Raw genomic sequence first — 25940 nt, 5'->3', positions numbered from 1 at the left:
GGAACTATTCATGAATGTCATTTCCATCTCATTTGTTATTCACATTAGAACAGGAAGTTGAATCTAACCCTTTAGATTATGACTACTACTGTTAAAACACTCCAAAGAATTGACGCTAAGACACTCAATCAGAGACTGAAAGGAACTCAGCCACCCATTCTTATCAACGCTTTGGGTAAAGATGCATTCATCGCCAGGCATATTCCGGGTTCCATCAACATTCCAACCGAAAATGCAGAGATGGCTCAAAATGTCATCCCCTATAAAGACGCTGAAATTGTTGTCTATTGTGCAAATGCTGACTGTACAGCATCACCCGAACTTGCAGAAAAACTTGAAGATATGGGCTATACCAACGTAAAGGACTTCCCGGAAGGCCTTGCCGGATGGAGATCAGCCGGATTCAACCTGGTTGGGGAAGAAGCCTGACGAAGACATATTTGATTGATTGAGAAGCCGTCTCTATTTGAGGCGGCTTTTTTTATTACATTTCCTATTGGTGATTTTGAGATTATATTACAGGTAACTATTGATCCCAAAACTCAATTCAGAAATATGGCAACACGAAGGCAATTTCTCTCAAACTCGGGAAAATTAATTATGGGACTTAGCGCATCCTCTATTCTTCCCTCCTCATCATTTTCAATTTTATCGGGCTCACCCAACGAAAAGCTGGTCATTGGACTCATTGGTTGTAAAGGGATGGGCTGGAACAATCTCCAAAATCTGTTGAGAGTAGAAAATATAGAATGCAAAGCGTTATGTGATGTAGACCAAAATGTACTGGATCAGCGTGCTGCTGATTTTGAAGAAATGACCGGTCAGAAAGCCATTCTATATAATGATTACAGGCGCATGCTCGAAGATCCCGACATCGACGCAGTGATCATAGCCACACCCGACCACTGGCACTGCCTGCAAACCGTGCATGCCTGCCAGGCCGGAAAGGATGTGTATGTTGAAAAACCTCTCGGGAAAAATACCGATGAGTGTGATGTAATGGTGAAGGCAGCCCGACAAACCAATCGCGTGGTACAGGTGGGACAGTGGCAAAGAAGTGGCAAACACTGGAATGATGCCATCCAATACCTGCAAAGTGGGGCTTTGGGGAACATCCGGGTAACCAAATCGTGGGCTTACCAAGGTTGGATGGAGTCTATTCCTGTAAAACCGGATCAACCCGTACCTGAAGGGGTAGATTACGATTCCTGGCTGGGCCCGGCACCGGACCGACCTTTTAACCCAAACCGTTTTCATTTTAATTTCCGATGGTATTGGGATTACGCCGGAGGCTTGATGACAGACTGGGGCGTTCACCTGATAGACATCATTCTCTACGGCATGAATGTAGATGCACCAAATACTGTCATGTCAACCGGCGGGAAATTCGGATATCCCGATGATGCGATGGAAACACCCGATACACAGCAAGCGATCTATGAATTTGATGACTTTTCGATGATTTGGGAACATGCAGCTGGAATTGATGGCGGTCCTTATGGACGTAATCATGGTGTAGCTTTTATTGGGAATAACGGAACTCTCGTTATAGACCGTGGTGGCTGGGAAGTAATTTCAGAGACGGAAACCGATTCAGATGGGAATCCTCAAAATATTATCTCCGGAGTAGAAACCACACAAAGCAACGGAGAAGACCTGTTTAATCACATGAAAAACTTTGTTGAATGCATCAAAACTCGTGAACGGCCCAATGCAGATATTGCACTCGCCAGTAATACAGCAGTTGTGGCTAACCTTGGTAATATTGCTTATCGAACCGGAGAACGACTCGAATGGGATCATCAAGCCAGAAAAATTACCAATGTAAATCAACCGAATGAGCTCTTGACATCTGATTACAGAAATCCCTGGAAATTTCCAGTGCTCTAATTCATGATTCGCAATCTCCTTTTCATTGCAGCTGGCGGTGCCATCGGGTCTGTTCTTCGATACCTGACATCTGTGTGGACCCTCAAACTACTCGGACCGAACTGGCTCGTTTCAGGAACCACTGCTGTAAATATTACTGGCTGCCTTTTGATAGGAATTGTTGCAACCGTTCTGCAGGAAAAAGGGATGATGGACAACACCCTCAAGCTCTTTCTGATTGTGGGCTTTCTGGGTGGATTCACAACATTTTCCTCCTTCGGCCTTGAAGGATTTGAAGTTGCAACTCTTTCACTTCAAAAAGGAATCATCTATATGGGCTTCCAGGTGGTCGCCGGTTTTGCTGCAGTGTGGGCCGGAATTGAGATTGGAAAATGGTTCGTTTAATCAAAAGGCACTCATCCTCTATTTATCGCAGCCTTTGGTGCTATGTCGAGTATTAAAATTCGGTTTACTGTATGGAATTATAATTTTCCCCTCATTATGAAAGAGGTATTTTGCTCTGAATAAATTATGGTAATGGTAAGAAATTTGAACCACCCCTAAATCCCTGATATCACCCATATATTCTATTTTTGATGTAAACTGTTGCCAGCCAATAGATAAAGTCTTTAGGTTTTTATTTGGTCTTGATCCATCTGTACAAACAGAGAACTGTAGATTTGCAGCTATAACGAAAAGCTCTGAAAGAGCGCAAGAACATAGCCCCGGGCAGAGTGAGTGTACGAACGACGCCCGGGGATAAAGAAGCATGAGAAGAGACCCCGAGACGGTGGACCACGGACGGGCAACACTTATTATCGAGGGGTTCCGGAAATACCGTGGCAAAGGCTATCCCCTCCGAATCCCGAATACGCCGGTCAATCCAACCCTCGAACTCATACGAAGCTTTTCAACATCCGGCGGCTCGGGTTTGGGTTGTTTGCTGCCTCCTACCCCCAGGCGGCGTTCGGATTATCTCCTCACTCTGCCTGGGGCTGTGCTCTTTAGACTCTTTCAGAGTCGGATATCTGGCCTTCATAACTTCACAGGATTTTTAACATCTTATGACCAAAAAATTTGATGAACTCAATGTCGGGGCCACCCATACCCGTAATTTTTAAAGATTTAAGATTACATGGGTAATATCACCTCTAAATCCCCTCCTTAGAAAGTAGTGTACTTTTTAACCAACATTTGATTATTGACTCGACACTATTCTTCATTTCTTAACAATTGATTCTTAGTCGGCTTCAGGCAAACTCGCAAAATCACATCACTCTTCGAAGATTTTGACGATTCTAATGCTGTGATTGAGAAACAATCTGGATTAATAGCGGTTTAGAACCAACGAATGAGATATTAACGAACTGAAAAAATATGTATAGAACATCAAAATTATCTTTTATCATCTCAGCAATATTAGTTTTTTCACTTCTTATGTCCGGGTGCTCTGAATGGAGCAAAACGGCTAAGGGCGGCGTTATTGGCGGCGGTGCCGGTGCAGCAGCAGGTGCGGTTATTGGTAAAACTCTTGGAAACACAGCGGCTGGTGCTATTGCCGGCGCAGCGGTTGGTGGTACGGTCGGTGCTATTATCGGACGCCAAATGGATAAGAAGGCTGCAGAACTCGAAGAAAACCTTGAAGGTGCCGAAATCCAACGGGTTGAAGAGGGAATTGCTGTCAGTTTTGACACCGGCCTGTTGTATGATTTTGACTCAGCCGAACTGAGGCCAGAAGCAAAGGAAAATTTAAGGCAGTTGGCGGAAATCATGGGTGAGGATGACAATACTGAACTCCTGATTGTTGGCCACACTGATTCTGTTGGAGAGGAAAGTTACAACCAGAATTTAAGTGAACGACGCGCAGACTCAGCCGCCGACTATATTATTTCGCAGGGAATCGGAGCTGTTCGTGTAGATACAGAAGGCCGTGGAGAAAGCGAACCGATCGCTGATAATGATACCGAAGCGGGTCGGCAGGAAAACCGACGGGTTGAGGTGGCCATCTACGCCAGCGATGAATATATCTCTGAACTGCAGGAAGCTCAAGAAGACTCGTAGAGTTGAAAGAGTTGGTGCAGCGAATGCCGGTGAAAATTTGAGGTTCATCTTTCCAGTTTACTAAAAGAGGGATTTTAGTATTTTAGGTTGATTGAAATTACAAATCGACGATCCCTTTAATTATATACTCGCTATGAAAGAGAATATCTCAAACCGTTTGCCGGCATTTTTATTTTTTCTATTCATACTAACCTGCACGCAAGTATCGGCCCAAACCTGTCCGGCTGATTCACCCGCTTTAACTCCTGCAACTCTGCAGGAAGATTGGGCTGTGGAATGGTGGATGCCCCGCCATGAAGCCAAATTGGAAGAAGAAGGACGAGAAGATGCAAGGTTGCTCTTTATTGGAAACTCCATCACTCACGGATGGGAAAACACAGGCAAAGAAGTTTGGGATGAATATTACGCCGACTTTGGTGGATACAATATCGGCTTCAGCGGAGACCGGACAGAAAACGTGTTGTGGAGATTCCAGCATGGGGAAATAGATGGAATTGATCCAGAGCTGGCAATTCTAATGATCGGCACAAATAATACCGGCCACCGGCAAGACCCGCCCGAGTGCACAGCCAGAGGAATTGAGATGATTTTGGATGAGTTAAAGAACCGCTTGCCCGACACAAAAGTACTGCTGTTAGCTATCTTCCCGAGAGAAGCTTCTCCCGATGGTGAATTGCGTCAACTGAACAATCAAATTAATAATAGAATCGAGCAATTTGCAGATGGCGAACGCGTTCACTTTCTAAATATCAACGATACATTCCTGGATGAAGATGGGGTTTTGTCTGAAGAGATCATGCCCGATCTGCTTCATCCGAATGAATATGGGTATCAGCTCTGGGCAGAAGCGATGCAGCCTAAAATCGAGAATTTATTAAATTATTAGCCTGATTTTAAATAGGAGAAGTTACCCCAATATTTTCAAACTATAATATTTAAGATCCATATAAACAGTATTTTATAATATCCTTTAAGTGGAAATAATGATTTTGGAAGAATAGTTGGCCTTGAATCGTTGGCGGAAAAAAGGACACCGATTGAACCGTGAGAAGAATCCTTTCATACCGGCGAGAAACGGAATTAAAGGGCTATAAGCGATGTGGACCATTGAAAGGATTCCACGGTGAACTCGTGTCCGCCGCCAAGGATTCACAGCCTTGACCTTTTGGTTCCTTTTGGGTCAAGCCAAAAGAACATAGAACTTGTAATACTTTTACATCAAAAAATGGGGTAAGTCCTCGATTTTAAATAGATATTACTTTTTCTGAATTTTTTGTATTTTGAAAGTTGTGAAAAGAAAATCTTATCCATATAAAATCCTTACAAAATCAGCAGCTCTTCTGCTGGTAATCGGATTATTATTACCGTCTGCACTGCAAGCCAAACAGCTTGTGGATTTTTGTATGATGGAGATGAATCATCACGAAATGATGGGTGATTCTCACGACTGTTGCATTTCAGATCGGGCTGATCATGAAGCAACTCACAAAAATCATCACGACTGCGAAGGAGTTCAAATATGTGCCTGTTCGGTAGATACTTCTGTAACCAACAATCAGTTCAGAGTACCAACTGCCGAATCATCCGCTGTGATACTATCTCGTATTGGATTTCAATACATGGTTACCTCCCCGGATGAGTTCCTCTATGAAGATTATTTTGCTGTTGCCCTCGAACATTTCCCGCCTCTCTATCTCCAATACGATACTTTTTTGAAATAGCATTTCTCTTTTAGGGAAGGATAAACTCCCCTCTCGAGAGGGGACAGATAACGAAGCGTTTAGCGGAGTTATCAGGGGTGTGTTCCTCGCTGTGCAATTGAGTATTTGAACCTATGATTATCATCTGCTGATACGAGTCATCCCCCAAGTGCCTAAAGGCACTTTGCCCCCTTCAAAGGGGGAATTTCCTCCCTACCCAACTCTCTCTAACAAACTTAAAAACCGATTCTATATCGGTATCTCACGACTCATGACTAATATCTCATGACTAACAAAATCATTCGCTTTTTTCTTGAAAATAAACTGGTAGCAGTACTGCTTCTACTGGTTTTGACTGGTTGGGGACTTGCAACGGCTCCGTTTGACTGGGATCTGGATTCTATTCCTCGTGATCCCGTACCGGTGGATGCTATTCCCGATCTGGGTGAAAATCAACAGATTGTGTATACCGAATGGCCCGGGCAGTCGCCGCAGGATGTGGAAGATCAGATCACCTATCCGCTTACAACCCAACTATTGACCGTTCCCGGCGTTCGGACGGTTCGCAGTACATCCATGACCGGCCTCTCCAGCATTTATGTGATTTTTGAAGAGGATATAGAGTTCTACTGGAGCCGCTCGCGTATCCTCGAAAAACTGAACGCTCTTCCCGCCGGCACACTTCCCGGAAACGTTCAACCTGCACTGGGTCCTGATGCCACTGCTCTCGGGCAAGTATTTTGGTACACACTGGAAGGCCGCGATGAAAACGGGAATCCAACCGGCGGATGGGATCCGCAGGAGTTGCGATCGATCCAGGATTTTTATGTGGGCTATGGACTTTCAAGTGCCCAGGGAGTAGCTGAGGTCTCATCTATTGGCGGATATGTTCGCGAGTACCAGGTAGATGTAGATCCCAATAAAATGATGGTTTATGATGTTACTCTTTCCGATGTTTTTGAAGCTGTTCGACAGAGTAACGTGGAAACCGGTGCACGTACCCTCGAATTGAATAATGCCGAATACCTGGTTCGCGGTCTGGGTTACATCGAAAACATCGAAGATCTCGAATCGGCCGTTGTGAAAGTGGTGGATAACACTCCCATTCGAATCCAGGATGTTGCATTTCGTGACGATGGGACCTGCACAGCGACGGGGTGCCCTGGATAAAGCAGGGGCTGAGGCAGTAGGCGGGGTCGTGGTGGCCCGTCAGGGTGCCAATCCACAGCAGGTGATTGATAATGTGAAAGGTAAAATCACGGAGATTTCATCCGGCCTGCCATCAAAAACTCTTTCTGATGGCTCGGTTTCAAAAGTAACAATTGTTCCGTTTTACGACCGCTCAGAACTGATCGGCGAAACACTCGGAACTCTTGAAGAAGCACTCTCTCTGGAAATCCTGATTACGATTATTGTGATCGTCATTATGGTTCTGAATCTTCGAACCTCCATCCTGATTTCGAGTATGCTTCCACTCGCCGTTCTGATGTGCTTCATCGGGATGAAATATTTTGGAGTGGATGCCAATATTGTTGCTCTATCGGGAATTGCGATTGCCATCGGAACCATTGTCGATATGGGAGTGATTCTCTCAGAAAATATGCTGCGCCATATGGAGGATATGGATGACGATGAATCCCTCCTGGAAGTGATTTACCGGGCAACTGTTGAGGTTGCATCCGCTGTAATTACAGCTGTCACCACGACCATCGTCAGTTTCCTGCCGGTCTTTACGATGATCGCCGCCGAAGGCAAACTCTTCAAACCACTGGCATACACCAAAACATTTGCGCTGATCGCATCCATCATCATTGCCATTACACTCATCCCGCCATTTGCCCATTGGTTCTTTGGATTCAAAATCAACAGCCGAAAAATTAGAATCGGCTGGAATGGCCTGCTTATTGCCGGTGGACTTTTTGTACTGCTCACCATTTCAGGCTGGGCCGGATTCCTGATTTTAGGCTTTGGCCTGATTAACGGAGCCTCACTCTTTTTAGATGAGAAATATCGGCAGAGAGTCCCATTGTTGAATAACATTCTTTCGGTGGTTGTAGTGACCTGGCTTCTGACTGAGTATTGGCTGCCGTTCGGTCCGTCTGTTTCATTTGCAGGCAACCTGGTTTTTATAGTGATTCTGATTGCCGCTATACTGTTAAGTTTTTGGCTGATTATCCGTTATTACGACAAACTGATCTCCTGGTGCCTGGATCATAAAAAAGTGTTCCTTGCCATCCCCTCCGGTTTTGTTGTTTTCGGGTTGATGGTATGGCTGGGATTCTCATCGGTATTCGGATTCATAGCTACCGGTTTTGATGCGGTCGGCGTAAATATTCGAACCACTACATTCTGGTCTTCAGCAACACACGCCTTGCCGGGTTTAGGCGAAGAGTTTATGCCCGCACTCGATGAAGGCGCCTTCCTGCTGATGCCCACAACCATGCCTCATGCCGGCGTTGAAGAAGCGATGGATGTGATGCAGAAGCTGGATATGTCGGTCGCTTCCATCCCGGAAGTGGAAACAGTGGTTGGGAAAATGGGACGCACCAACTCTGCTCTTGATCCCGCTCCCATCTCCATGTTTGAAAACGTAATCCTCTATAAATCTGAGTATAAAACTGATGAAAACGGACGACGTATCCGATACCGGATTGATGACAATGATCAATTTGTACGGGACGAAAATGGCGAATTGATTCCCGATTCCGGTGGAAAATATTACCGGCAGTGGCGGGACCATATCCAATCTCCCGACGACATCTGGAATGAAATTGTTGAAGCGTCCCGCATACCCGGAACAACATCAGCGCCCAAACTTCAGCCCATTCAAACCCGGCTCGTAATGCTGCAATCCGGGATGAGGGCACCGATGGGTGTGAAAGTAAAAGGGGATAATCTCGAAACCATTGAATCTTTTGGACTTCAGTTGGAGGACATTTTGAGAGAAGTTCCCGGAGTGAATGCATCGTCCGTTTTTGCAGAACGTATTGTCGGGAAACCCTATCTCGAAATTAATTGGAACCGTGAGTCTCTCGCCCGCTATGGCCTCTCCATGCAGGACGTTCAGCATTTTGTAACGGCCGGAATTGGGGGAATGCCGATCTCTACATCTGTTGAGGGACGGGAGCGCTATGACATCCGCGTCCGTTTTGCTCGTGAACTGCGGGGTGATCCCGAATCGATCTCCGAACTGCTGGTTCCTACAAAAACCGGTACTCAAATTCCGCTGGGACAGCTTGCTGAGATTGAATACCGGCAGGGTCCGCAGGCGATCAAAAGTGAAGATACATTCCTGGTTGGATATGTGATTTTTGACAAGCAGGACTCATACGCCGAGGTTGAAGTGGTTGAAAACGCCAGAACCGTCATTCAGGATCGAATCGACACTGGTGATTTATCGGTACCGGCCGGCATCAGTTTTGAATTTGCCGGGAATTATGAAAACCAGGTTCGGGCTGAAAAACGACTCAGCATTATTTTGCCGATTGCGCTGATCATTATCTTTTTGATCATGTATTTCCAGTTCCGGTCCGTTGCCACCACCGGGATGATCTTCACCAGTATTTTTGTGGCCTGGGCCGGAGGATTTGTATTGATTTGGCTGTACGGACAGGGATGGTTTCTCAACTTCGAACTGTTCGGGCAAAATCTGCGGGATCTCTTCCAGATGGGAACCGTCAATTTAAGTGTCGCGGTCTGGGTCGGGTTTATCGCCCTCTTTGGAATTGCCGCTGATGGTGGTGTGGTGATGGCCACTTATCTCGATCAACTGTATGACCGAAAACGGCCGTCCGATATAAAAGAACTTCGGGAAGTAGTTGTTGAAGCGAGTTCACGCCGAATCCGGCCAACATTGATGACCACCGCCACAACTATTCTCGCCCTGCTGCCCGTCTTAACATCCACCGGCCGGGGCTCGGATATTATGGTTCCCATGGCCATACCAAGTGTGGGTGGGATGCTTTTACAGGTCATCACACTGTTCGTGGTTCCCGTCCTCTACTTCATCTGGAAAGAATTTCAAATCAAACGGAGTTTCAAATGAGAAGAATGAATAGTCAAAAATTGAACACCCCTCCGGCTTCGCCGCGCTCCCCTCAAGGGGAGAGTAAAAATCTCCCTTCGAAGGGAGTAGGAGCTGTAAAAAAAGGATGTCATTCTGAACTCGATTCAGAATCTCCGATTTTTTGTCAAGTTTGGAGATACCGGGTCGGGGCCCGGCATGACAAGATTAAGTATAGTTGCTTGTCCAACATCCTTTTTGTCCAGCCTCGAAGAACTCCTTTTTCAATCATTTTATCTGCATTGCTCTTAATTTTTCTTCTCGGGAGTTCTGTTAAAGCCCAATCCATCGAAGATTACCAGCAAATCGCGGCAGAAAATAACCCGGAGGTACGTTCAGCTTTTCATGAATACCTTGCCAGTTTAGAAGAACCGGATCAAATGGGAGCTTTGCCTGATCCGGAAGTGGCGTTTGCCTATTTCATCAGCCCGATTGAGACCCGGCTGGGACCTCAGCAGGCGCGAATCTCTCTCACACAGATGTTTCCGTGGTTTGGAACACTTGGAAATAAAAGGGAAATCGCCTCTGTCCAGTCAAAAGCTCATTTCGAGACATTCCGGGAAACACGGAATCGAATTTTCTATCAAACCGAAAAAGCATTTTTAGAGCTATATGAGATCAACAGAACCATCGCGATTACAGAAGAAAATCTTGAGATTCTGAACTCACTGGTAGAGATCAGCCTTCGCCGATATGAAACAAACCAGGCCACCCAGGTGGATGTACTTCGAGCCCAAATTGAGCAAGAGGATTTAAAAACACAACTGGCACTTCTTCGGGATAACCGGTCTGTAATGGAGCAGAAAATCAGAGAATTGCTTAATGATCCGCAAGATATTCAGATTCCGGATACGTTGAATGCAGATATTATGCTTGATGATTCTCAAACACTGAAAAATCAGCTGATTCAACAAAACCCAACATTGTCTCGCTTGCAGTACCGGGAAAAATCTTCAAGAGAGATGAAGGAATTAGCAGCAAAAGATGGGAAACCATCATTCGGAATTGGCATGGATTACATCTTTACAGGAGAACGTACTGATGTAACTGCCCTAACAAATAATGGCCAAGACGCTTTAATTGCACGTGCAAGTTTCAGGATTCCGCTGTTCAGAAATAAGTACAACGCGCAGGTTCAGCAGGCAGAACAAAATATTCAATCAGCACAAATGGAGATTTCATCTAAAACCAATTCACTCCAAACGGATCTGGATGCCTCCCTGCGTGACTTTTACGATGCAGAGCGACGGTTTGAGTTGTACGATCAAACACAGATCCAGCGAGTCAACCAAGCTCTGACAATTATGATGCAGGCCTATTCAGCAGACAGCTCCAATTTTGAAGAGATTTTACGCATGCAACGAAAATTATTGGACTATCAACTAAACCGAATTCAGGCTCTTGCGGATATGCATAAAGCATCGGCCTACATCGAATATTTAACCGGAAAGAATAATATCAACCCAAACGAACTTTAAACAGATGTGAGAACTGAGATTTGTACAACGGGCAGTTTACTCATCGTAGCTTTATGCGAAGTTGAGCCTGCCCGTTACCTCCAGATATAAAATTCGGTTTATATCGTTATCAAATTTATAAGTGCCGGACAAGCTGTCCGGCGTACATCACATTACTAAATCAAAAAAACCAATGAATACAAAAAACATACTTCTCTACGCCGGTCTTCTGGTTCTCGGCCTATTCCTTGGATATCTCTTCTTTGGAGGTACCCGTTCAAATCAATCCACAGATGAACATATAGAGGAAGCTCATACCGATGAACAGGGAAATATTGTATATACATGCAGCATGCATCCGCAGGTTCGTCAGAATGAACCGGGTAACTGCCCGATTTGTGGAATGGAACTGATTCCTGCCGGCGATGACTCCGATCAAGCGGCGGACAATCCTTATACCCTAACCATGACGGAGGCATCTATGAAACTGGCTGAGATTCAGACGACTCCTGTAGTCAGAGATCGGGCTGTAAGTACGTTCACACTGCCTGGAAAAGTAACGGAGAATCAAAATAACGTCTCCAATATTACGGCACATTTTCCGGGTCGAATCCGCAATTTGTATGTGGATTATGAAGGCACATTTGTATCTAAAGGAGAGAGACTGGCCTCTATCTATTCGCCGGAGCTGATTGCCGCGCAGCAGGAACTTCTTGAAACCGTTAAATACAAGAATCAGAATCCAAGACTTTACGAAGCTTCCCGGCGCAAACTTATTCTCTGGGAATTCCCGGAAAGCACAATCAATGAGATAGAAGAGAGTGGTGAAATTATGAACGAACTTGATTTCTACTCGCCGGTCAGTGGATATGTAACACAACTTGAAGTATCGCGGGAGGATCACATTATGGAGGGAGATGTGATGTATCGTATTGTAGATCTATCCTCTGTTTGGGTGGACTTCCAGGCATTTGAATCAAATATTTCTGCGATTGAAGAGGGAGATCAGGTTCGTTTTACAGTTGAGGCTTTGCCCGGTGAGTCCTTTGAATCGACCGTTATATATGTAGATCCATTTTTAGATGATAACTCCAGGACGGCAACCATTCGGGCGAGGGTTGATAATCCCAATAACCGGTTAAAACCCGGTATGCTTGCAACCGCAGAAGTTCAATCTGGCCTTTCAAGTGAACCTCATCTGCTTGTACCAAGATCTGCCGTTATGTGGACCGGAAAACGATCTATTGTGTACGTACAAGTTATCTGATTCTGACCGGCCCTCTTTTGAAGCGCGGGAAGTCGTTCTGGGAACTCGTGCCGGAAATCAATATGTGGTTGAATCCGGTCTTTCTGAAGGCGAGCAGGTCGTAACTCACGGAACATTCAAGATCGACAGTGCTGCTCAGCTCTCAGATAAACTCAGCATGATGAACCGCGAGCCGGGAACCGGTGCAAACCAAACCGGGCATGAAGGACACACCATGCCGGTGGAATCATCGGGACAGGAGCAGTCTATGAATACAATTCAACAGGAAATGGATGTAATACCAACCGAATTTCAAAATCAACTAAAAGAGGTTTTGGCTGACTACCTGGAGATCAAAAATGCACTTTTTGAATCCAAACCCGATGCAGCCTCAACAGCCGCACAGAGTCTGAATACATCTCTACAAAATGTAGAAATGAGTTTGCTTACCGGTGAGGTGCACATTCAATGGATGGACATGCTTGAAACCATTCGAAACAATAATCAAGCCATTGCCAATAGTGATGAAATTGAACAGCAACGATCTGCATTTATCGGGCTCTCAATGTCTCTCACAGAATCTGTCAGGACATTCCAGGTGCCGGGAGTGGTATTTGAACAGTTCTGTCCCATGGCCAATGACGGAGAAGGCGCGACCTGGCTCAGCGATAGCGAACAGGTTCAAAATCCCTACTACGGCGATCAAATGCACAACTGCGGAGAAACCGTTGAACGAATTGAATTTTAAGTTTAAATCCATCAAAAAATGAAGACACTAACATTATCAGCTATCATCTTATTTGTACTCTCAACATTCTCATTTGCACAGGATTCGACTCATCAACACACAGAGCATCTTGATGCAATGGTTTCATCCTATCTTGAAATAAAAAACGCTCTTGTAAACGACGATTTTGAGCAGGCCCAATCTGCACTTCAAGCATTCGCGGATGAAGTGATAAACAGCAAGGAGATGAATCATCATCCGGAACATTCCGAAATGCATAAAACACACCATAATAAAATGACTTCAGCAATCAATTCTGCATTAGAATCTGAAAATATCAGTCAGCTGCGAAACTCATTTGATGACATATCGGACCATTTAACCACAGCTTTGAAGAATCAGGGTTATAAGGAAGAGTTGTATGTACAATATTGTCCGATGGCTGATAATGGCAATGGCGCTAAATGGATTAGCAAAAATGAAAAGATCGAAAATCCATATTACGGAGCCAAAATGCACAGCTGCGGAGAAACAATGAAAGCACTGTAAAAACTATAATTCGAATTATTAAACATATAAATATGAGCACGCAAGAACTATCAACCAAACAAACAACCGTAACTATTGGCGGAATGGGATGTACAGGTTGTGCCAAAACCATAAAAGAAGCTCTTGAAAGCAAAGAAGGCATAACATCAGCAACCGTTGATTTCGAAAATGAAACGGCTTTGATATCCTATGATTCGAATTCTGTTTCTACTCATGATTTTAAGCGGGTAATCGAAGAAGCCGGTTATGAGTTTAAAGGTATCCAATAAGTGTACGCTTCATTCGTCATCATCCCAATATCCTGAGGATTCAAAGTGATCGAATAAGTAATGTAACAGAACTAAAATGTAATGAGGATAATCTCATGACTTAGAATCACAGTCAACATAGTCAGCCGTCAGACCGCTTGGGTATGTGTTTAGCACTAAAAGACTCACTAATTCAGGCCATTCATTGTTTCGCCCTCTCCCCCAACCCCTCTCCCGCGGGAGAGGGGCGAAGGGGTGAGGGCGAAACAACGGTCTGTGCCTGAAGAGACTGGCTTTTTCGTTTGCCAGGTCGCTAAACATGTACCCGCTTGGAGCGGTCAGACGGCTCTCAGATCATCACAAGCAGATGACAGAGGATTTTACGTTCAAAATGAAGAGATCGAAAATCCATATTACGGCAAGATGATGTGAAAATGCGGTTCCGTGGATGAAGAAAATTAGCAATAATAAAACAGGAGGAGTTATGAAATTGGTTAAAGCTTATATCCGACCCATTTTACTGGAGGATGTGTATAAAGAATTGCGTTCAAATGGACATTGTTGCATTACAGTGTTCCGGGGAGAAGGAGCGGGGCAATATACAGATCCTGAACATGCTCACGGCTCTCTGAACTTTCCTGCTATGCATTCGAAGGTAGTTAAAATTGAAATTGCCACAGTAGATGAAGATGTGCCTTCGATTATTAACATCATTCAGGATACTGCATCCACGGGATCACGGGGAGACGGGATTATTTTTGTGATGCCCATTGGAGAGATGGTCAGAATTCGGGATGGTGAACGTGGGGCGAAAGTAATTAACTGAACCTCCCATTTTAAAAATACACGCGTGTAAATTTTTTAATCGAAATTAATAATAATTAAAACAGGAAAAATAATATGAAAAAATTAACAGCTTTTACGACCCTTTTGATTACATCCTTTTTATTAGTTCAGTGTAATCAACCCCAGGATAGCGAACGACAGCATATGATGAACGAGGGACAGATGTCCCAAATGATGCAAAATAGTGAACAACGTCAGGCGATGATGACTCAAATGATGCAAAACCCGGAAATGCGTGATGAGTTTATGAACCAAATGCACTCAACCATGATGAGTGGTGATTATCAGGATCAGATGCTGGACCGTATGGAAACGATGATGAACAATCCGGAACAGCGAGAACAGATGAAAGCTCATATGCAGAGAATGATGCAAATGCTGGAGAGCGATACATTTGACCGAGACCGTATGCGTGAAATAATGGATCAATCCCCCATGATGGGTATGCATATGAACTGCTTACAGATGTTGAAAAATCCAGAGTAATAAAATCAAATAATTTCTGATCTATTTACTTGCTTCGCTGAGAAGGTTTTATTTTTAAAATAATATCTATTCCACAAAGAGATTTATGGAACATCAAAACGAACACATAGAGCACAATCATGGACCACTCAAATCATAAACACAGTCAGCACAAAGACCACGAACATCATGACCACCGCGAGCATCACAAGCAGATGGTCGAGGATTTTAAGTTCCGGTTTTGGTGGGTACTGGCACTGACCATTCCCATCATGGCGCTCTCGCCTATGATTCAAACCTTTATGGGTGTTGACTGGCGATTTACGGGCGACTCAGTGGATTCTTGCCGCTCTGTCTACGGTGGTTTATTTCTTTGGCGGATGGCCATTTCTCACAGGATTGTATGATGAGCTCAAGAAAAAGCAACCGGGTATGATGACACTCATCGGGCTGGCTATTTCCATTGCTTACCTCTACAGTACAGCGGTTGTTTTTGGATTTGAGGGCGATCTGCTCTACTGGGAGCTTTCAACCCTGGTAGGCATCATGCTGCTTGGGCACTGGATCGAAATGCGTTCGGTGATGAGTGCTTCTTCAGCCCTGGAAGAACTTGCAGAACTGCTGCCCGGTGAAGCTCATCGTGTGAATGAGGATGGTTCAACCGAAGATGTTCCTGTTGATGAACTCAAAAAGGGCGATAAGGTCCTCATCAAACCGGGAGAAAAAATACCGGCGGACGGAAATGTCGTTAAAGGAGAGTCGAGTGTAAATGAAGCGATGCTGACCGGGGAGTCCAAACCCGTGAATAAAACCAAAGATGATGAAGTCATTGGCGGTTCAGTGAATGAAAAAGGCTCCCTGACCATTGAAATTTCCAAGACGGGCGACGATTCATTTCTGTCTCAGGTAATGAACCTGGTGGAAGAGGCTCAGCAAAGTAAGTCGAGAACGCAGGACCTGGCAAACCGCGCGGCTTTTTGGCTGACCCTTGTGGCCATCACTGCCGGACTCATCACCTTTGGAGCATGGATCTTCTTCACCGGGCAATCCTTCGATTTTGCAATGAATCGCACGGTTGCGGTGATGGTCATTACCTGTCCGCATGCGCTGGGTCTTGCCATTCCTCTTGTGGTGTCCATGTCTACCAGTATTGCCGCTTCCAACGGTTTCCTGATCCGCGAGCGGGCCGCATTTGAACAAGCCCGAAATCTCGATGCCGTTATCTTCGACAAAACCGGAACCCTGACGGAAGGGACGTTTAGCGTGACAGATATCCTGAATTTTGATTCTGAATTTTCCGACGAAGAAATACTGAAATACGCAGCATCACTTGAATCCAATTCCGAACATCCGCTTGCAAAAGGAATCCTCGAAAAAGCGGACGAAATCTGGGAACCTGACGAATTCGATTCCATTACCGGCAAAGGCATTCAGGGTAAAGTGAATGGAAAATCGGTGAAAGTGGTGAGTCCCGGCTATGTGAAAGAACAAGAAATGGATTACCCGGAAGAGAATGTTGAGGAAATTTCATCGCAAGGGAAAACCGTGGTTTTTGTAATTATTGAGGACATATTGGTTGGTGCGATTGCGTTGGGAGATGAAATCCGGGAATCATCCAAAAATGCTATCAAAGCTCTGCACGATATGGGAATTGAGTGCATTATGCTGACCGGCGACAACCAGCAAACGGCCGATTATGTAGCCAAAGAGCTGGGCATCGACCAGGTATTTGCCGAAGTACTGCCCGATGAAAAAGCCGATAAAGTGAAAGAGGTTCAAGATCAAGGCAAGCTCGTGGCCATGACCGGTGACGGCGTAAATGACGCACCTGCCCTGGCCCAGGCAGATGTAGGGATTGCCATCGGCGCCGGATCGGATGTAGCCGTGGAAACCGGGGATATTGTGCTGGTGAAAAGCAATCCCCAGGATGTCACCGCATTGATTAAACTGTCTAAGGCCACCTACCGGAAAATGGTTCAAAATCTCTGGTGGGCATCCGGGTACAACATCGGGGCGATACCGCTGGCCGCCGGTGCATTGTATGCCTGGGGCATCATTTTAAGTCCCGCTGTTGGCGCTATTTTGATGTCGCTTAGTACAGTAATTGTGGCTGTGAATGCAAGGTATCTGAGGATTGAGTGATCGAAAAGATCTCCGGGATTTCGAAAAGCCCGGAGATCTGAACATGAGTAGAGGACTTTATTTAGTGTCTCTAAGAAAACGCCAATCTCTGCGTTTCGCTTCGCGGGATAAAAGAGGAGCGCTTGCCCCAAAACTGCTCATGTACACATAGTACACTGCGCTTTTTGGGACTTCGCGCGCCTTGATCTTGACGTTTTCTTAGGACACTATGAATTTTCTTACAAACACTATTTACTTTGAAGCCTGTACCTGTTTTTAAATTAAGAGAATAGTAATCCCCTATTTTGTATAAATTGAGGGAGTATAATTCCCCTAATTTGTATAAATTGAGGGAAATCCATAGTATTTCTATTTATTCAGCAATTAAAATGCGTCCATGAACCGCGAAATACCACGAACAGTCACTATTACAGAACATCTTCACAAAGGAAAAGTGTTGATCATATATGGCGCACGTCAGGTAGGAAAAACCACCCTCGTGAAGTCTTTTCTGAAAAAGTCTGATCTCAAGTATCAGTTCTATACTGGGGATGACCTTTCATTTTCTTCGGATTTTGCCAAGTGCGAACTGCAGTTGATTGAACAATTAGTGTCGGGAATTGATCTTTTAGTTATTGATGAAGCGCAAAAAATTAAAAATGTTGGAACAGCTCTGAAACTTGTAGTGGATCATTTTCCCGATAAATATGTGATTGTCACCGGTTCCTCATCGTTCGATCTTGCCAATTCAACGGAAGAACCACTGACCGGCAGAAAAAACGTGATCACATTATATCCAATAAGTTTAAAAGAGCTCAGTCAGTCCACCACACCCTACGAATTGGATAAACAGATTGAAAAACATCTTATTTACGGCTCCTACCCGGAAGTCGTGACATTAAATGATAACGGGGCGAAAAAAGACCGAATTACAGAAATAAAGAATTCATATCTGATCAAAGATATACTGGAATTTCAACGGTTGAAACGTCCGAACGTAATTCTTAATCTTTTAAAATTACTCGCTTTTCAAGTTGGCAATCAGGTATCTACGGTAGAGCTTGGAAAACAGCTTGGACTCGATAAAAAAACTGTACAACGATATCTGGATTTATTGGAAAAATCATTTGTCTTGATCTCCCTTGGGGGGTTCTCCAGAAATCTCAGAAAGGAGGTTTCAAAAATGAAGATGTACTACTTCATGGATTTGGGCGTTCGAAATGCGATGATTGCAAATTTCAATCCCTTAAATCTCAGAAACGATGTGGGGCAGCTTTGGGAAAACTTTATGCTGATCGAACGAATGAAACGGAATGCTTTTGAACGTCAACATACCAATTATTACTATTGGCGAACGTATGATCAGAAAGAGATCGATCTGATTGAGGAAAGCGGTGGTAAACTAAAAGGATTTGAATTCAAATGGAATCCCAACCACAAAGTCAAATCACCAAAAGAATGGCTGGAGACTTATAACAATGCCGAATTTGAGGTGATTTCTCAAAAAAACTATCAAAATTTTGTTCTTGAATAGTATAAGAGGGATTTGCATTACTGCCCGTCTGCACGCTGTATGTGCGGGCTGACGGGTTGGGGACACCCATCAGCCGGTAAAAACAACCGACAGATGGGTATTTCAAAGCCTCCAATAATTTTGCCATCAAAATGTGATCAACTGAAATCTCCATAAATCACTCAAAATTAGGAATTAGGCGGGGTGTATCTTAGATTTCAATTATAAAAACTTTCAAACTACTTTTGGGCTTTTGGAAATTACAAACGAACTATCAGTTTCGGCAGAGCAAATTGCCAGTCTCGAAATGCACTCTGTTATCAATATCCTGTCCGTTATTTCAGGACAACTGCAACTCATTCAAATGGAAACAGATCATGATGACCTGTTCAATCCTCCTGTAGAAAAATGTAAAACGCTCGCTGCTGCATGTTCTTCCAAAGAAAAAAAAGTTTTAACACTCGAATCGATCAGGGAGTTGAGAAAATCTGTGTTTTCGGCGTTGGATGAATTGGAAAATCGTAACTCAGTTCTCAACGACGGCTCCTCTGTATCTGAACACCGGGAAAACCTGGTCAATATTTTTAATGTCTTTGATGTAAGAATGATGGAAATTCTGCACAGGTGGGAGAGTCCGGGAGCCTGGGAAGCATTTAATGTGAACAGCTTCATCGGCGATTTCAAGAAATTTTTCTATGCGATGGAGAAAAACAGTAATGGCAGGTATAAAATCATCTACAATATCGCGGATCAGGAAGAGAAGGATTACCTGGTCCATTTTGCCATCAACAGCGATGGGAATAAAAACAGGATCTATCTTCCCCTGATGCTCAAGGATGTGATTCGCGACCTGATTGCAAATGCCAGGAAATACACACCACCCGGCGGAGAACTCAATATCGGCATCTCTCAAAAAAATAATCTGTTTAAATTCGTTATTGAAGATAATGGAATGGGTATTCCTGAAGATGAGATCACAAAAGTCGTAGAATATGGTACTCGGGGAAGTAACGTAAAAGATAAGGTTCGTACCATGGGCGGTGGCTTTGGACTTACAAAAGCCTATTTTGTAGTTAAAGAACTGGATGGCAGAATGTGGATTGAATCTGAACTGAACCAGGGGACAAAAATCACAATTGAAATCCCAATTCCCAACCAGGTCTATCAGAAATACGATTAGAACAATCAGCCTGACATTATCTGTTTCGATATAGGAAAGATTGCAAATATTATATATCCATTCTAAGGTTCTTATACTCCCTTCAATGAACTACTCCGGTGCGGAGCCCAAGAGGTATCAACTTATAATCCAAATTTTTTAACAATCTATGCCCTTATTGTGAAGTGTCCCCCTTCGAAGGGGGCAATGGGGGATGATCAATCTCCCCTTGAATACTATGACTAAATCAAGTGGTTTAAGCGGATTTTTTCCATTTGTGTTTATTTTTTTGAATGTAGTCGGGATCGTATTCTGCGCGGTTATTCCACATGGCGCAGTACAGCCGAATCAATTTATTTATAATATTATTGATCACCAACAGATGCTCTTTTCCTTCGGCCCGTTTTTTCTCGTAATACTCCCGGTAATGCGGGTAATGGGTTTTGACGCTCAGGGCTACTTGATGCATCACCCGCCTGACTTCAGAATTGCCAAATCCGCTACTATAGTCGGTGCGTTTCACCGAGCTGCCGGATTGGTACGGGTGTGGAGCAAACCCGAAGCGGGAAGAAATCTTGCGAGCATCCAGGGTCTGCTGGCCAGCGAACAGGCTTATCCATAAAGGTCCCAGTACCTTTCCTATTCCGGGTGCGCTGCGCATCATCTGATACCGATTCTTTATAGCCGTGTCCTCATTGATCAGCTCTTTGATGCGGGCTTCGATCTCAGTGATATGCTCGGTGAGCAGGGCGATTTGCTGGGACCACATGCCCGTAAGACGCTCCATGTCGGCGTCGTGGATGTCGGCTTCGGTGAGTTTACTCCTCAAAGCGGCCCGCCGATCCACCATCGCACGTCGTTCGGCCTGAAGGCGCTTTATCTGCCCTATGGCCGGTTTTGGGGCCCTCGTCAGCGAAATTTCGTCGCTGTAGCGAACCCCGTAGTCTGCCAGGTCTTCGGCGTCAACGGCATCGGTCTTGCGATGGTGCTCGTTGCCGACTTTGTTCAGCGCCGTGGTTTTTACGACCGCATGCGCCCACTGGTTGGTTGTGGTCCACCGCAGCAGATGCTCCCCATAGCGTCCGGTATGCTCACTGATGAGCTTTGTCTGGGACGGATCGGCCTCGTGATCGGCCAACCAGCTGGCCAGTTGCTCAAATCCCTCGCAGGTATTTGGAACCTGACACTCATAGCCTCCGCCGGTTTTTCGATCCAACAAATAGCAGTCCAACTGTTTTTTTGAGATATCGATGCCAACAATAAAACGCCATATAATTGTAATTTTCATCATGATTCACCTATTTTAAGTTTGAATGAATAAGCTGCCGAGTAGTTATCTTCCCGCCTCTTTTATGAAGGTGATCTTCCCATACTATTTGGGTTAAGATAACTACCTGCCACCGACAGGCTTTCGGTTCAAGGGATGGGTTTTTCCCAAAGGGGAACAGAGGTTGCCTGTCGGGGTTCGGTAGCTTTTTTTCGTTGGTTTAAACCAACGAAACTTTTCGCAGGAAGTCTAAAAGAGGGGAGTACGGCTTTAGCCGGGAGGGGTGTAATGCCTCAGAACCAAGAGTTTGTCAATTCAGAACTTAGAAAGCCATCCCCCAGCTCACTCCGTTCGCTTCCCCCTTCAAAGGGGGACTTTAATCTTTTCCGACCCAGAGGTCGGGGAATTAAACCACTTAGGATTAATAGCAGATCTTCAGTCGCTGATTCGACACCTCTGTTTATAGGATTTCCCACCACCGGGAATGTAGGTTCCTTCCTATGGTTCTTTATCCCTAAAATGAATAGGTTGCATTTTTAGTGACTATAAATGCATTCAAAAGATGGAAGCACACCTGCTGCTGGAAGCAAAACTGGAGATGATCGGCTCGGTAACTGATTTTACATACAAATGGTGTGTAAACATGGGGTTCGATGAGTACAGTGCTGCAAAGATGGCTCTTTCAGTGGATGAGATCCTTACAGATGTGGTACTCTATGCATTTAAAGATGAGAAAGGATATGTGGAAATTTGGTATCAATACACCCCCTCGGAAATAGAGATTATTATCCAGGAAAAGGGCGAGCCATTTGATCCTGAAAGACACAGCTATAATAAGGAAAAAGCGATCACAGAGAATGATTTTAAAGGGGCATCTCATGAAACGGTCCAAAAAATGACCGATCATTTTCTGTTTCTGAACCGGGGAAAAGATGGCAAAGAGTACAGGCTGGTACAAAAATACAGTTTTCCCCATATTCTTGACCTCGTCCCCTCCGATTATGACTTTGAAGATGACGATGAAGCTGATGATTCAAAATCCGAATCCAATTACCTGGTAACCCCGGCTACAAGCGAGGATGCTGAAGATATCGCAAAACTGATCTACCGGTCATATCGCTACAGCTATCCCAAAGAGGATCTCTATTTCCCACGCCGGATTGAAACAGCCATTCACAATGAATATAAGTATGGCACCATAGTCCGAACTGAATCCGGCAGGCCGGTCGGGTACTTTGCCGTTGTAAAGAGTACCGACTCTATGATCGGCGAAGTAACCGAGGCGGTGGTTTCGCCAAGACACCGTAACCGCGGATTAATGAAAAAAATGATGCTGAATTTGATAGAGATGAGTCATTCGCGGGGATTGTCGGGACTCTTTGGTATGGCAATGACCAACCATCTCTTTAGTCAAAAAGTAAACAGCCGGTATGGCTTTAAGAGCACAGCGCTGATCATTTCTAAAACCGGCAAGAGAACCTTAAAAGGGATGGAAAAGAGTCAACTGGATATGGTAAGTGTGATCCTGGACTTTTTGCCGTTAACAAAACAGTGGCAGCGTCCGCCCTGTTTACCGAAAGATTATGCCGGGTTGTTCTCTGAAATTTATGATCAGTTTGAAGAACCGGAAGAAAGCCCTGAAAAACAAAACCCGTCCCGCAGCAAGTCGAAGCAAACGGATATGAGCCTGTCTATCAATTATGAAAGTCAATCAGCACTCATTACCGTTAAAACTTATGGCTCCACTTTTATGGGAAGCTGTATGAGAATGCTGAAAAGTACAGAAGAATTAACGCTGACCTCCCTGTATATCGACCTCCCTTTGGATGATCCCTACATCGATTCTGCCATAAACTGGCTCAAAGAACAGCAATTTATTCTCTCCGGCCTTGTTCCCTTTTTCCACCAGGAGGAGGATTACCTTCGCATGCAGCGGTTGTACATGAATGTGGATTTTGATGAGATTCAGACCTATTCAGAGATGGCCGGAAAGCTAAAAAAAGTGATTCAAGATGAATACGATGAACTACAAAAAAACCAGTAATAAGCTTGAAATTATCTTAACCGGTGATTTTAACCTCAAAGCAGTGAGAAAAATTTCTGACCTGTTGAATGACAGGAGCGAACTGGATATTGACCTGAAAAATGCACGTTTTGTAAACAGTAAAGCGATTATTTTTCTGAATAAACTGATGCACAGGAACCCGCCGGTTGTGGTTCGATTAAAAAATCCCCCTAAAATATTTTTTAAACTTTTGCAGATACTTGGGCTTCACAAAAAATGGAACCTCGATGAGATTGTAGAACCTTAATCCCCGCATTCTATGGAAGAAAACAAATCGATATTAACCTCACTTAACCTTGATTTCCCGGTTTGGGAACAGATTTTTACGGTTCACCCATTGGTCATTGTCGGTTCAATGGGCACGGATACATCCCCGAATTTTGCCCCCAAACATATGGCATTTCCGCTGGGCTGGAAAAACTATTTTGGGTTTGTATGCACTCCCAAACATACAACCTATCAAAACATCAAAGAAACCGGGGTTTTTACGGTAACCTACCCAAAGCCTGACCAGGTTGTCATCACCAGTTTAACAGCATCCCCCCGGTGTGATGACGGAACCAAACCCGATCTAAAACCGATCAAAACATTTCCGGCTGAAAAGATTGACGGACATTTTATTGAAGACGGGTATGTTTTTCTTGAATGTAAATTAAAGAAATTTGTGGATGGCTTTGGAGAAAACAGCCTGATTCTTGCCGAAATTGTTGCAGCGAGGGCCTGGAGTGATGTGATTAAAAATCCCTCGCATTCTGACAATGAAACAATCTACAATCATCCGCAACTGGCCTATATCGCCCCGGCCGTTATGCCGTCATTGATGAGACACAGGCATTTCCGTTTCCAAAAGACTTTAAGAAATGACCCATGATTTCGAAAGCAGAAACCGAAACCGTATTGAATGAGTGCCTCTCGCGTGAACAGGAGTTCCTCTCGCTGCTCGAAGAGCTGGTAAATATTGAAACTCCACCGGCTGATGCAGCCTTCCCACCAAAAGCTTTTTAACCGGCTAAAAGATGAACTTCAGCCTCTGGATTACCAAACAAATCACTACCCGGGCTTAAAAAGCGGGGGGCAGATTCTTTCACGCCCTGCAACTGACAACGGGAGCAAATATCAGCTTCTCCTTGGCCATATTGACACGGTATGGCCGGAAGGCACACTCGAAAGAATGCCTTTCAACAATGAAGGAGATACCTATACGGGACCCGGTATTTACGATATGAAGGCGGGTATTGTGATGATGATCCTTGCCCTGAAAATTATAAAAGACCTGGATCTGAAACCAAAAGTACAGCCTGTTCTGTTTATCAATTCGGATGAGGAAACCGGCAGCCGTGAATCCGTTTACAGAATACGAAACCTGGCAAGGGCAATGAACAGGGTGTTTGTACTGGAACCCTCACTTGATCCCGACGGGAAACTTAAAACGCGCAGAAAAGGGGTGGGCCATTTTGATGTTGAATTAAAAGGTGTTTCATCTCACGCAGGTATCGAACCTGAAAAAGGCAGAAGTGCCATTATAGAACTATCCTATTTGATTCAAAAACTGAATGATCTTAATGATCCTGAAAATGGTATTTCAGTTAATGTGGGTAAAATTGGCGGGGGTACAAATACAAATGTGGTAGCAGGTGAGAGCAGTGCTGCCGTTGATGTTCGGGTTTTAACAAAAAAGGATGCGAAGCGGATCAAACAAAAAATAATGGAAATTGAACCTTCAACACCCGGGGTGAAACTCAATATTTCAGGAGGGTTTAAGCGCCCGCCCCTGGTGCGAAACCGCAGAAACCGGGAACTTTGGGAGCAAGCGAAAGAGATTGGAAAGCGGCTGGATCTCAATCTTTCAGAAGGCATATCCGGCGGTGGGTCCGACGGCAGTTTTACGAGCCTGTTTACCGCAACCCTGGATGGCCTGGGAGCTGTGGGAGACGGTGCACACAGTCCTACTGAAAAGATCTTTCTGGGCAAAACGCTGGAACGTATGGCTCTGTTAATTCACCTTGTTGATGCTTCCTGAATTAGAGGAGAGTTAATTTCCATCCCCTCAAATTTTCACCCGCACCGAAACCATAACACTCCGCCCGGCTTCGTGAATATTCCCGATGCTTGTGTGTCAGATTAAAAAAAGTTGATGATTATGCTTTTTCTTATACGCTTTTCCAAGCTCGAGTGACGCCTGTACTTTTGAAACCTGCTATTGGGCTTTTCAGGAATTTGTTATTCAATAAAATCAGCCTTCAATGCCGGATTTCAGGATAATATTCCTACGTATTTGTATTTCTATTCGTTTGTATCGCGGACTGTATTTTAATTTTCTGTCAGATATGTCGTTAAATATATCTGACAAGAAGAACTTTCAGTTGGAACTAAAGCTATGTCCAAAAAATTCAGTTTGAGAGCGGAGCCTCTACTGGGCATCCCGGAGCGGAGCATCGTGGCGAGGACAATCACGTCCTTTGTCTGGAAGAATTCTCTCCACAACCCCCAATCTCTTCCTCACTCAGTCCATACAACTCATACACCAGCCGGTCTATTTCCGCTTCTAATTCGCTGGTATCGACTAGGGGATTGGTTTCTTTTT

Annotated in this window: 26 protein-coding genes; 25 read left to right on the top strand and 1 reads right to left on the bottom strand. The window is 44.5% G+C overall.

Annotation, left to right across the window (positions count from 1 at the left end):
• The first annotated feature begins 78 nt into the window (after nt 1-78).
• The 20 genes from U5K72_14755 to U5K72_14660 all read left to right on the top strand — a co-directional run bounded on the left by U5K72_14755 (nt 79) and on the right by U5K72_14660 (nt 20045).
• Nucleotides 79-429, top strand: coding sequence for a rhodanese-like domain-containing protein (locus U5K72_14755; GenBank protein ID MDZ7720072.1), 351 nt, complete (start codon nt 79-81; stop codon nt 427-429).
• Between the two features lie 15 nt (nt 430-444).
• Complete coding sequence (locus U5K72_14750; GenBank protein MDZ7720071.1) at nt 445-1890, top strand: Gfo/Idh/MocA family oxidoreductase; 1446 nt, start codon at nt 445-447, stop codon at nt 1888-1890.
• A 3-nt stretch (nt 1891-1893) separates the two neighbouring features.
• On the top strand, nt 1894-2274 hold the full coding sequence (locus U5K72_14745) for a CrcB family protein (protein MDZ7720070.1): 381 nt from the start codon (nt 1894-1896) through the stop codon (nt 2272-2274).
• A 972-nt stretch (nt 2275-3246) separates the two neighbouring features.
• On the top strand, nt 3247-3930 hold the full coding sequence (locus U5K72_14740; GenBank protein ID MDZ7720069.1) for an OmpA family protein: 684 nt from the start codon (nt 3247-3249) through the stop codon (nt 3928-3930).
• Between the two features lie 133 nt (nt 3931-4063).
• Entirely contained in the window at nt 4064-4816 is a 753-nt protein-coding gene (locus tag U5K72_14735; GenBank protein ID MDZ7720068.1) for a platelet-activating factor acetylhydrolase IB subunit, read from the top strand.
• A 403-nt stretch (nt 4817-5219) separates the two neighbouring features.
• Nucleotides 5220-5651 (top strand): hypothetical protein, encoded by a 432-nt coding sequence (locus tag U5K72_14730; GenBank protein MDZ7720067.1) that lies wholly within the window; start codon nt 5220-5222, stop codon nt 5649-5651.
• A 264-nt stretch (nt 5652-5915) separates the two neighbouring features.
• A complete protein-coding gene (locus U5K72_14725; protein MDZ7720066.1) occupies nt 5916-6800 on the top strand; it encodes an efflux RND transporter permease subunit in 885 nt (294 codons plus the stop codon).
• A complete protein-coding gene (locus U5K72_14720) occupies nt 6748-9675 on the top strand; it encodes an efflux RND transporter permease subunit (GenBank protein ID MDZ7720065.1) in 2928 nt (975 codons plus the stop codon). Before U5K72_14725 ends, U5K72_14720 begins: the two co-directional genes overlap by 53 nt.
• 260 nt (nt 9676-9935) lie before the next feature.
• A complete protein-coding gene (locus tag U5K72_14715) occupies nt 9936-11171 on the top strand; it encodes a TolC family protein (protein ID MDZ7720064.1) in 1236 nt (411 codons plus the stop codon).
• Nucleotides 11172-11343: 172 nt separating this feature from the next.
• The gene (locus U5K72_14710) at nt 11344-12417 is read left to right on the top strand and encodes an efflux RND transporter periplasmic adaptor subunit (GenBank protein MDZ7720063.1); all 1074 of its coding nucleotides are present in this window, start codon (nt 11344-11346) and stop codon (nt 12415-12417) included.
• Nucleotides 12395-13144 carry a DUF3347 domain-containing protein gene (locus U5K72_14705; protein MDZ7720062.1) on the top strand — a complete coding sequence of 250 codons (750 nt, stop codon included), beginning with the start codon at nt 12395-12397 and terminating at the stop codon, nt 13142-13144. Before U5K72_14710 ends, U5K72_14705 begins: the two co-directional genes overlap by 23 nt.
• Nucleotides 13145-13162: 18 nt before the next feature.
• Nucleotides 13163-13672, top strand: a complete 510-nt coding sequence (locus tag U5K72_14700; GenBank protein MDZ7720061.1) for a DUF3347 domain-containing protein — start codon at nt 13163-13165, stop codon at nt 13670-13672.
• A gap of 32 nt (nt 13673-13704) precedes the next feature.
• Nucleotides 13705-13941 carry a heavy-metal-associated domain-containing protein gene (locus U5K72_14695; GenBank protein MDZ7720060.1) on the top strand — a complete coding sequence of 79 codons (237 nt, stop codon included), beginning with the start codon at nt 13705-13707 and terminating at the stop codon, nt 13939-13941.
• A 255-nt stretch (nt 13942-14196) separates the two neighbouring features.
• A complete protein-coding gene (locus U5K72_14690; GenBank protein ID MDZ7720059.1) occupies nt 14197-14352 on the top strand; it encodes a hypothetical protein in 156 nt (51 codons plus the stop codon).
• A 52-nt stretch (nt 14353-14404) separates the two neighbouring features.
• On the top strand, nt 14405-14746 hold the full coding sequence (locus U5K72_14685; protein ID MDZ7720058.1) for a P-II family nitrogen regulator: 342 nt from the start codon (nt 14405-14407) through the stop codon (nt 14744-14746).
• A 74-nt stretch (nt 14747-14820) separates the two neighbouring features.
• Nucleotides 14821-15252 (top strand): hypothetical protein, encoded by a 432-nt coding sequence (locus tag U5K72_14680; GenBank protein ID MDZ7720057.1) that lies wholly within the window; start codon nt 14821-14823, stop codon nt 15250-15252.
• A gap of 119 nt (nt 15253-15371) precedes the next feature.
• Nucleotides 15372-15638: a hypothetical protein gene (locus U5K72_14675; protein MDZ7720056.1), complete on the top strand. Its 267-nt coding sequence runs from the start codon at nt 15372-15374 to the stop codon at nt 15636-15638.
• A 25-nt stretch (nt 15639-15663) separates the two neighbouring features.
• The gene (locus U5K72_14670; protein ID MDZ7720055.1) at nt 15664-17373 is read left to right on the top strand and encodes a copper-translocating P-type ATPase; all 1710 of its coding nucleotides are present in this window, start codon (nt 15664-15666) and stop codon (nt 17371-17373) included.
• Between the two features lie 376 nt (nt 17374-17749).
• Nucleotides 17750-18886: an ATP-binding protein gene (locus U5K72_14665; GenBank protein MDZ7720054.1), complete on the top strand. Its 1137-nt coding sequence runs from the start codon at nt 17750-17752 to the stop codon at nt 18884-18886.
• Between the two features lie 232 nt (nt 18887-19118).
• Entirely contained in the window at nt 19119-20045 is a 927-nt protein-coding gene (locus U5K72_14660) for an ATP-binding protein (protein ID MDZ7720053.1), read from the top strand.
• Nucleotides 20046-20280: 235 nt separating this feature from the next.
• Here the strand turns inward: U5K72_14660 and U5K72_14655 are convergent, their stop codons facing one another.
• A complete protein-coding gene (locus tag U5K72_14655) occupies nt 20281-21315 on the bottom strand; it encodes a transposase (protein MDZ7720052.1) in 1035 nt (344 codons plus the stop codon).
• 538 nt (nt 21316-21853) lie between these two features.
• Between U5K72_14655 and U5K72_14650 the strand changes: the two genes are divergently transcribed.
• From U5K72_14650 to U5K72_14630, 5 genes are read left to right on the top strand one after another with little or no spacing between them, the layout of a single operon-like run.
• Complete coding sequence (locus U5K72_14650; protein ID MDZ7720051.1) at nt 21854-23335, top strand: GNAT family N-acetyltransferase; 1482 nt, start codon at nt 21854-21856, stop codon at nt 23333-23335.
• On the top strand, nt 23313-23603 hold the full coding sequence (locus tag U5K72_14645) for a hypothetical protein (GenBank protein ID MDZ7720050.1): 291 nt from the start codon (nt 23313-23315) through the stop codon (nt 23601-23603). Before U5K72_14650 ends, U5K72_14645 begins: the two co-directional genes overlap by 23 nt.
• Before the next feature lie 12 nt (nt 23604-23615).
• Nucleotides 23616-24227: a flavin reductase gene (locus tag U5K72_14640; protein ID MDZ7720049.1), complete on the top strand. Its 612-nt coding sequence runs from the start codon at nt 23616-23618 to the stop codon at nt 24225-24227.
• Complete coding sequence (locus U5K72_14635) at nt 24224-24361, top strand: hypothetical protein (GenBank protein ID MDZ7720048.1); 138 nt, start codon at nt 24224-24226, stop codon at nt 24359-24361. The genes U5K72_14640 and U5K72_14635 overlap by 4 nt, the downstream gene beginning before the upstream one ends.
• Complete coding sequence (locus U5K72_14630; GenBank protein ID MDZ7720047.1) at nt 24333-25376, top strand: M20/M25/M40 family metallo-hydrolase; 1044 nt, start codon at nt 24333-24335, stop codon at nt 25374-25376. Before U5K72_14635 ends, U5K72_14630 begins: the two co-directional genes overlap by 29 nt.
• The last annotated feature ends 564 nt before the right edge of the window (nt 25377-25940 follow it).

This window comes from Balneolaceae bacterium, from assembly GCA_034521495.1.
Classification (GTDB): domain Bacteria; phylum Bacteroidota; class Rhodothermia; order Balneolales; family Balneolaceae; genus Rhodohalobacter.
The sequence above is the reverse complement of the archived record's forward strand: the minus strand, read 5'-3'. Positions and strand labels throughout refer to the sequence as shown.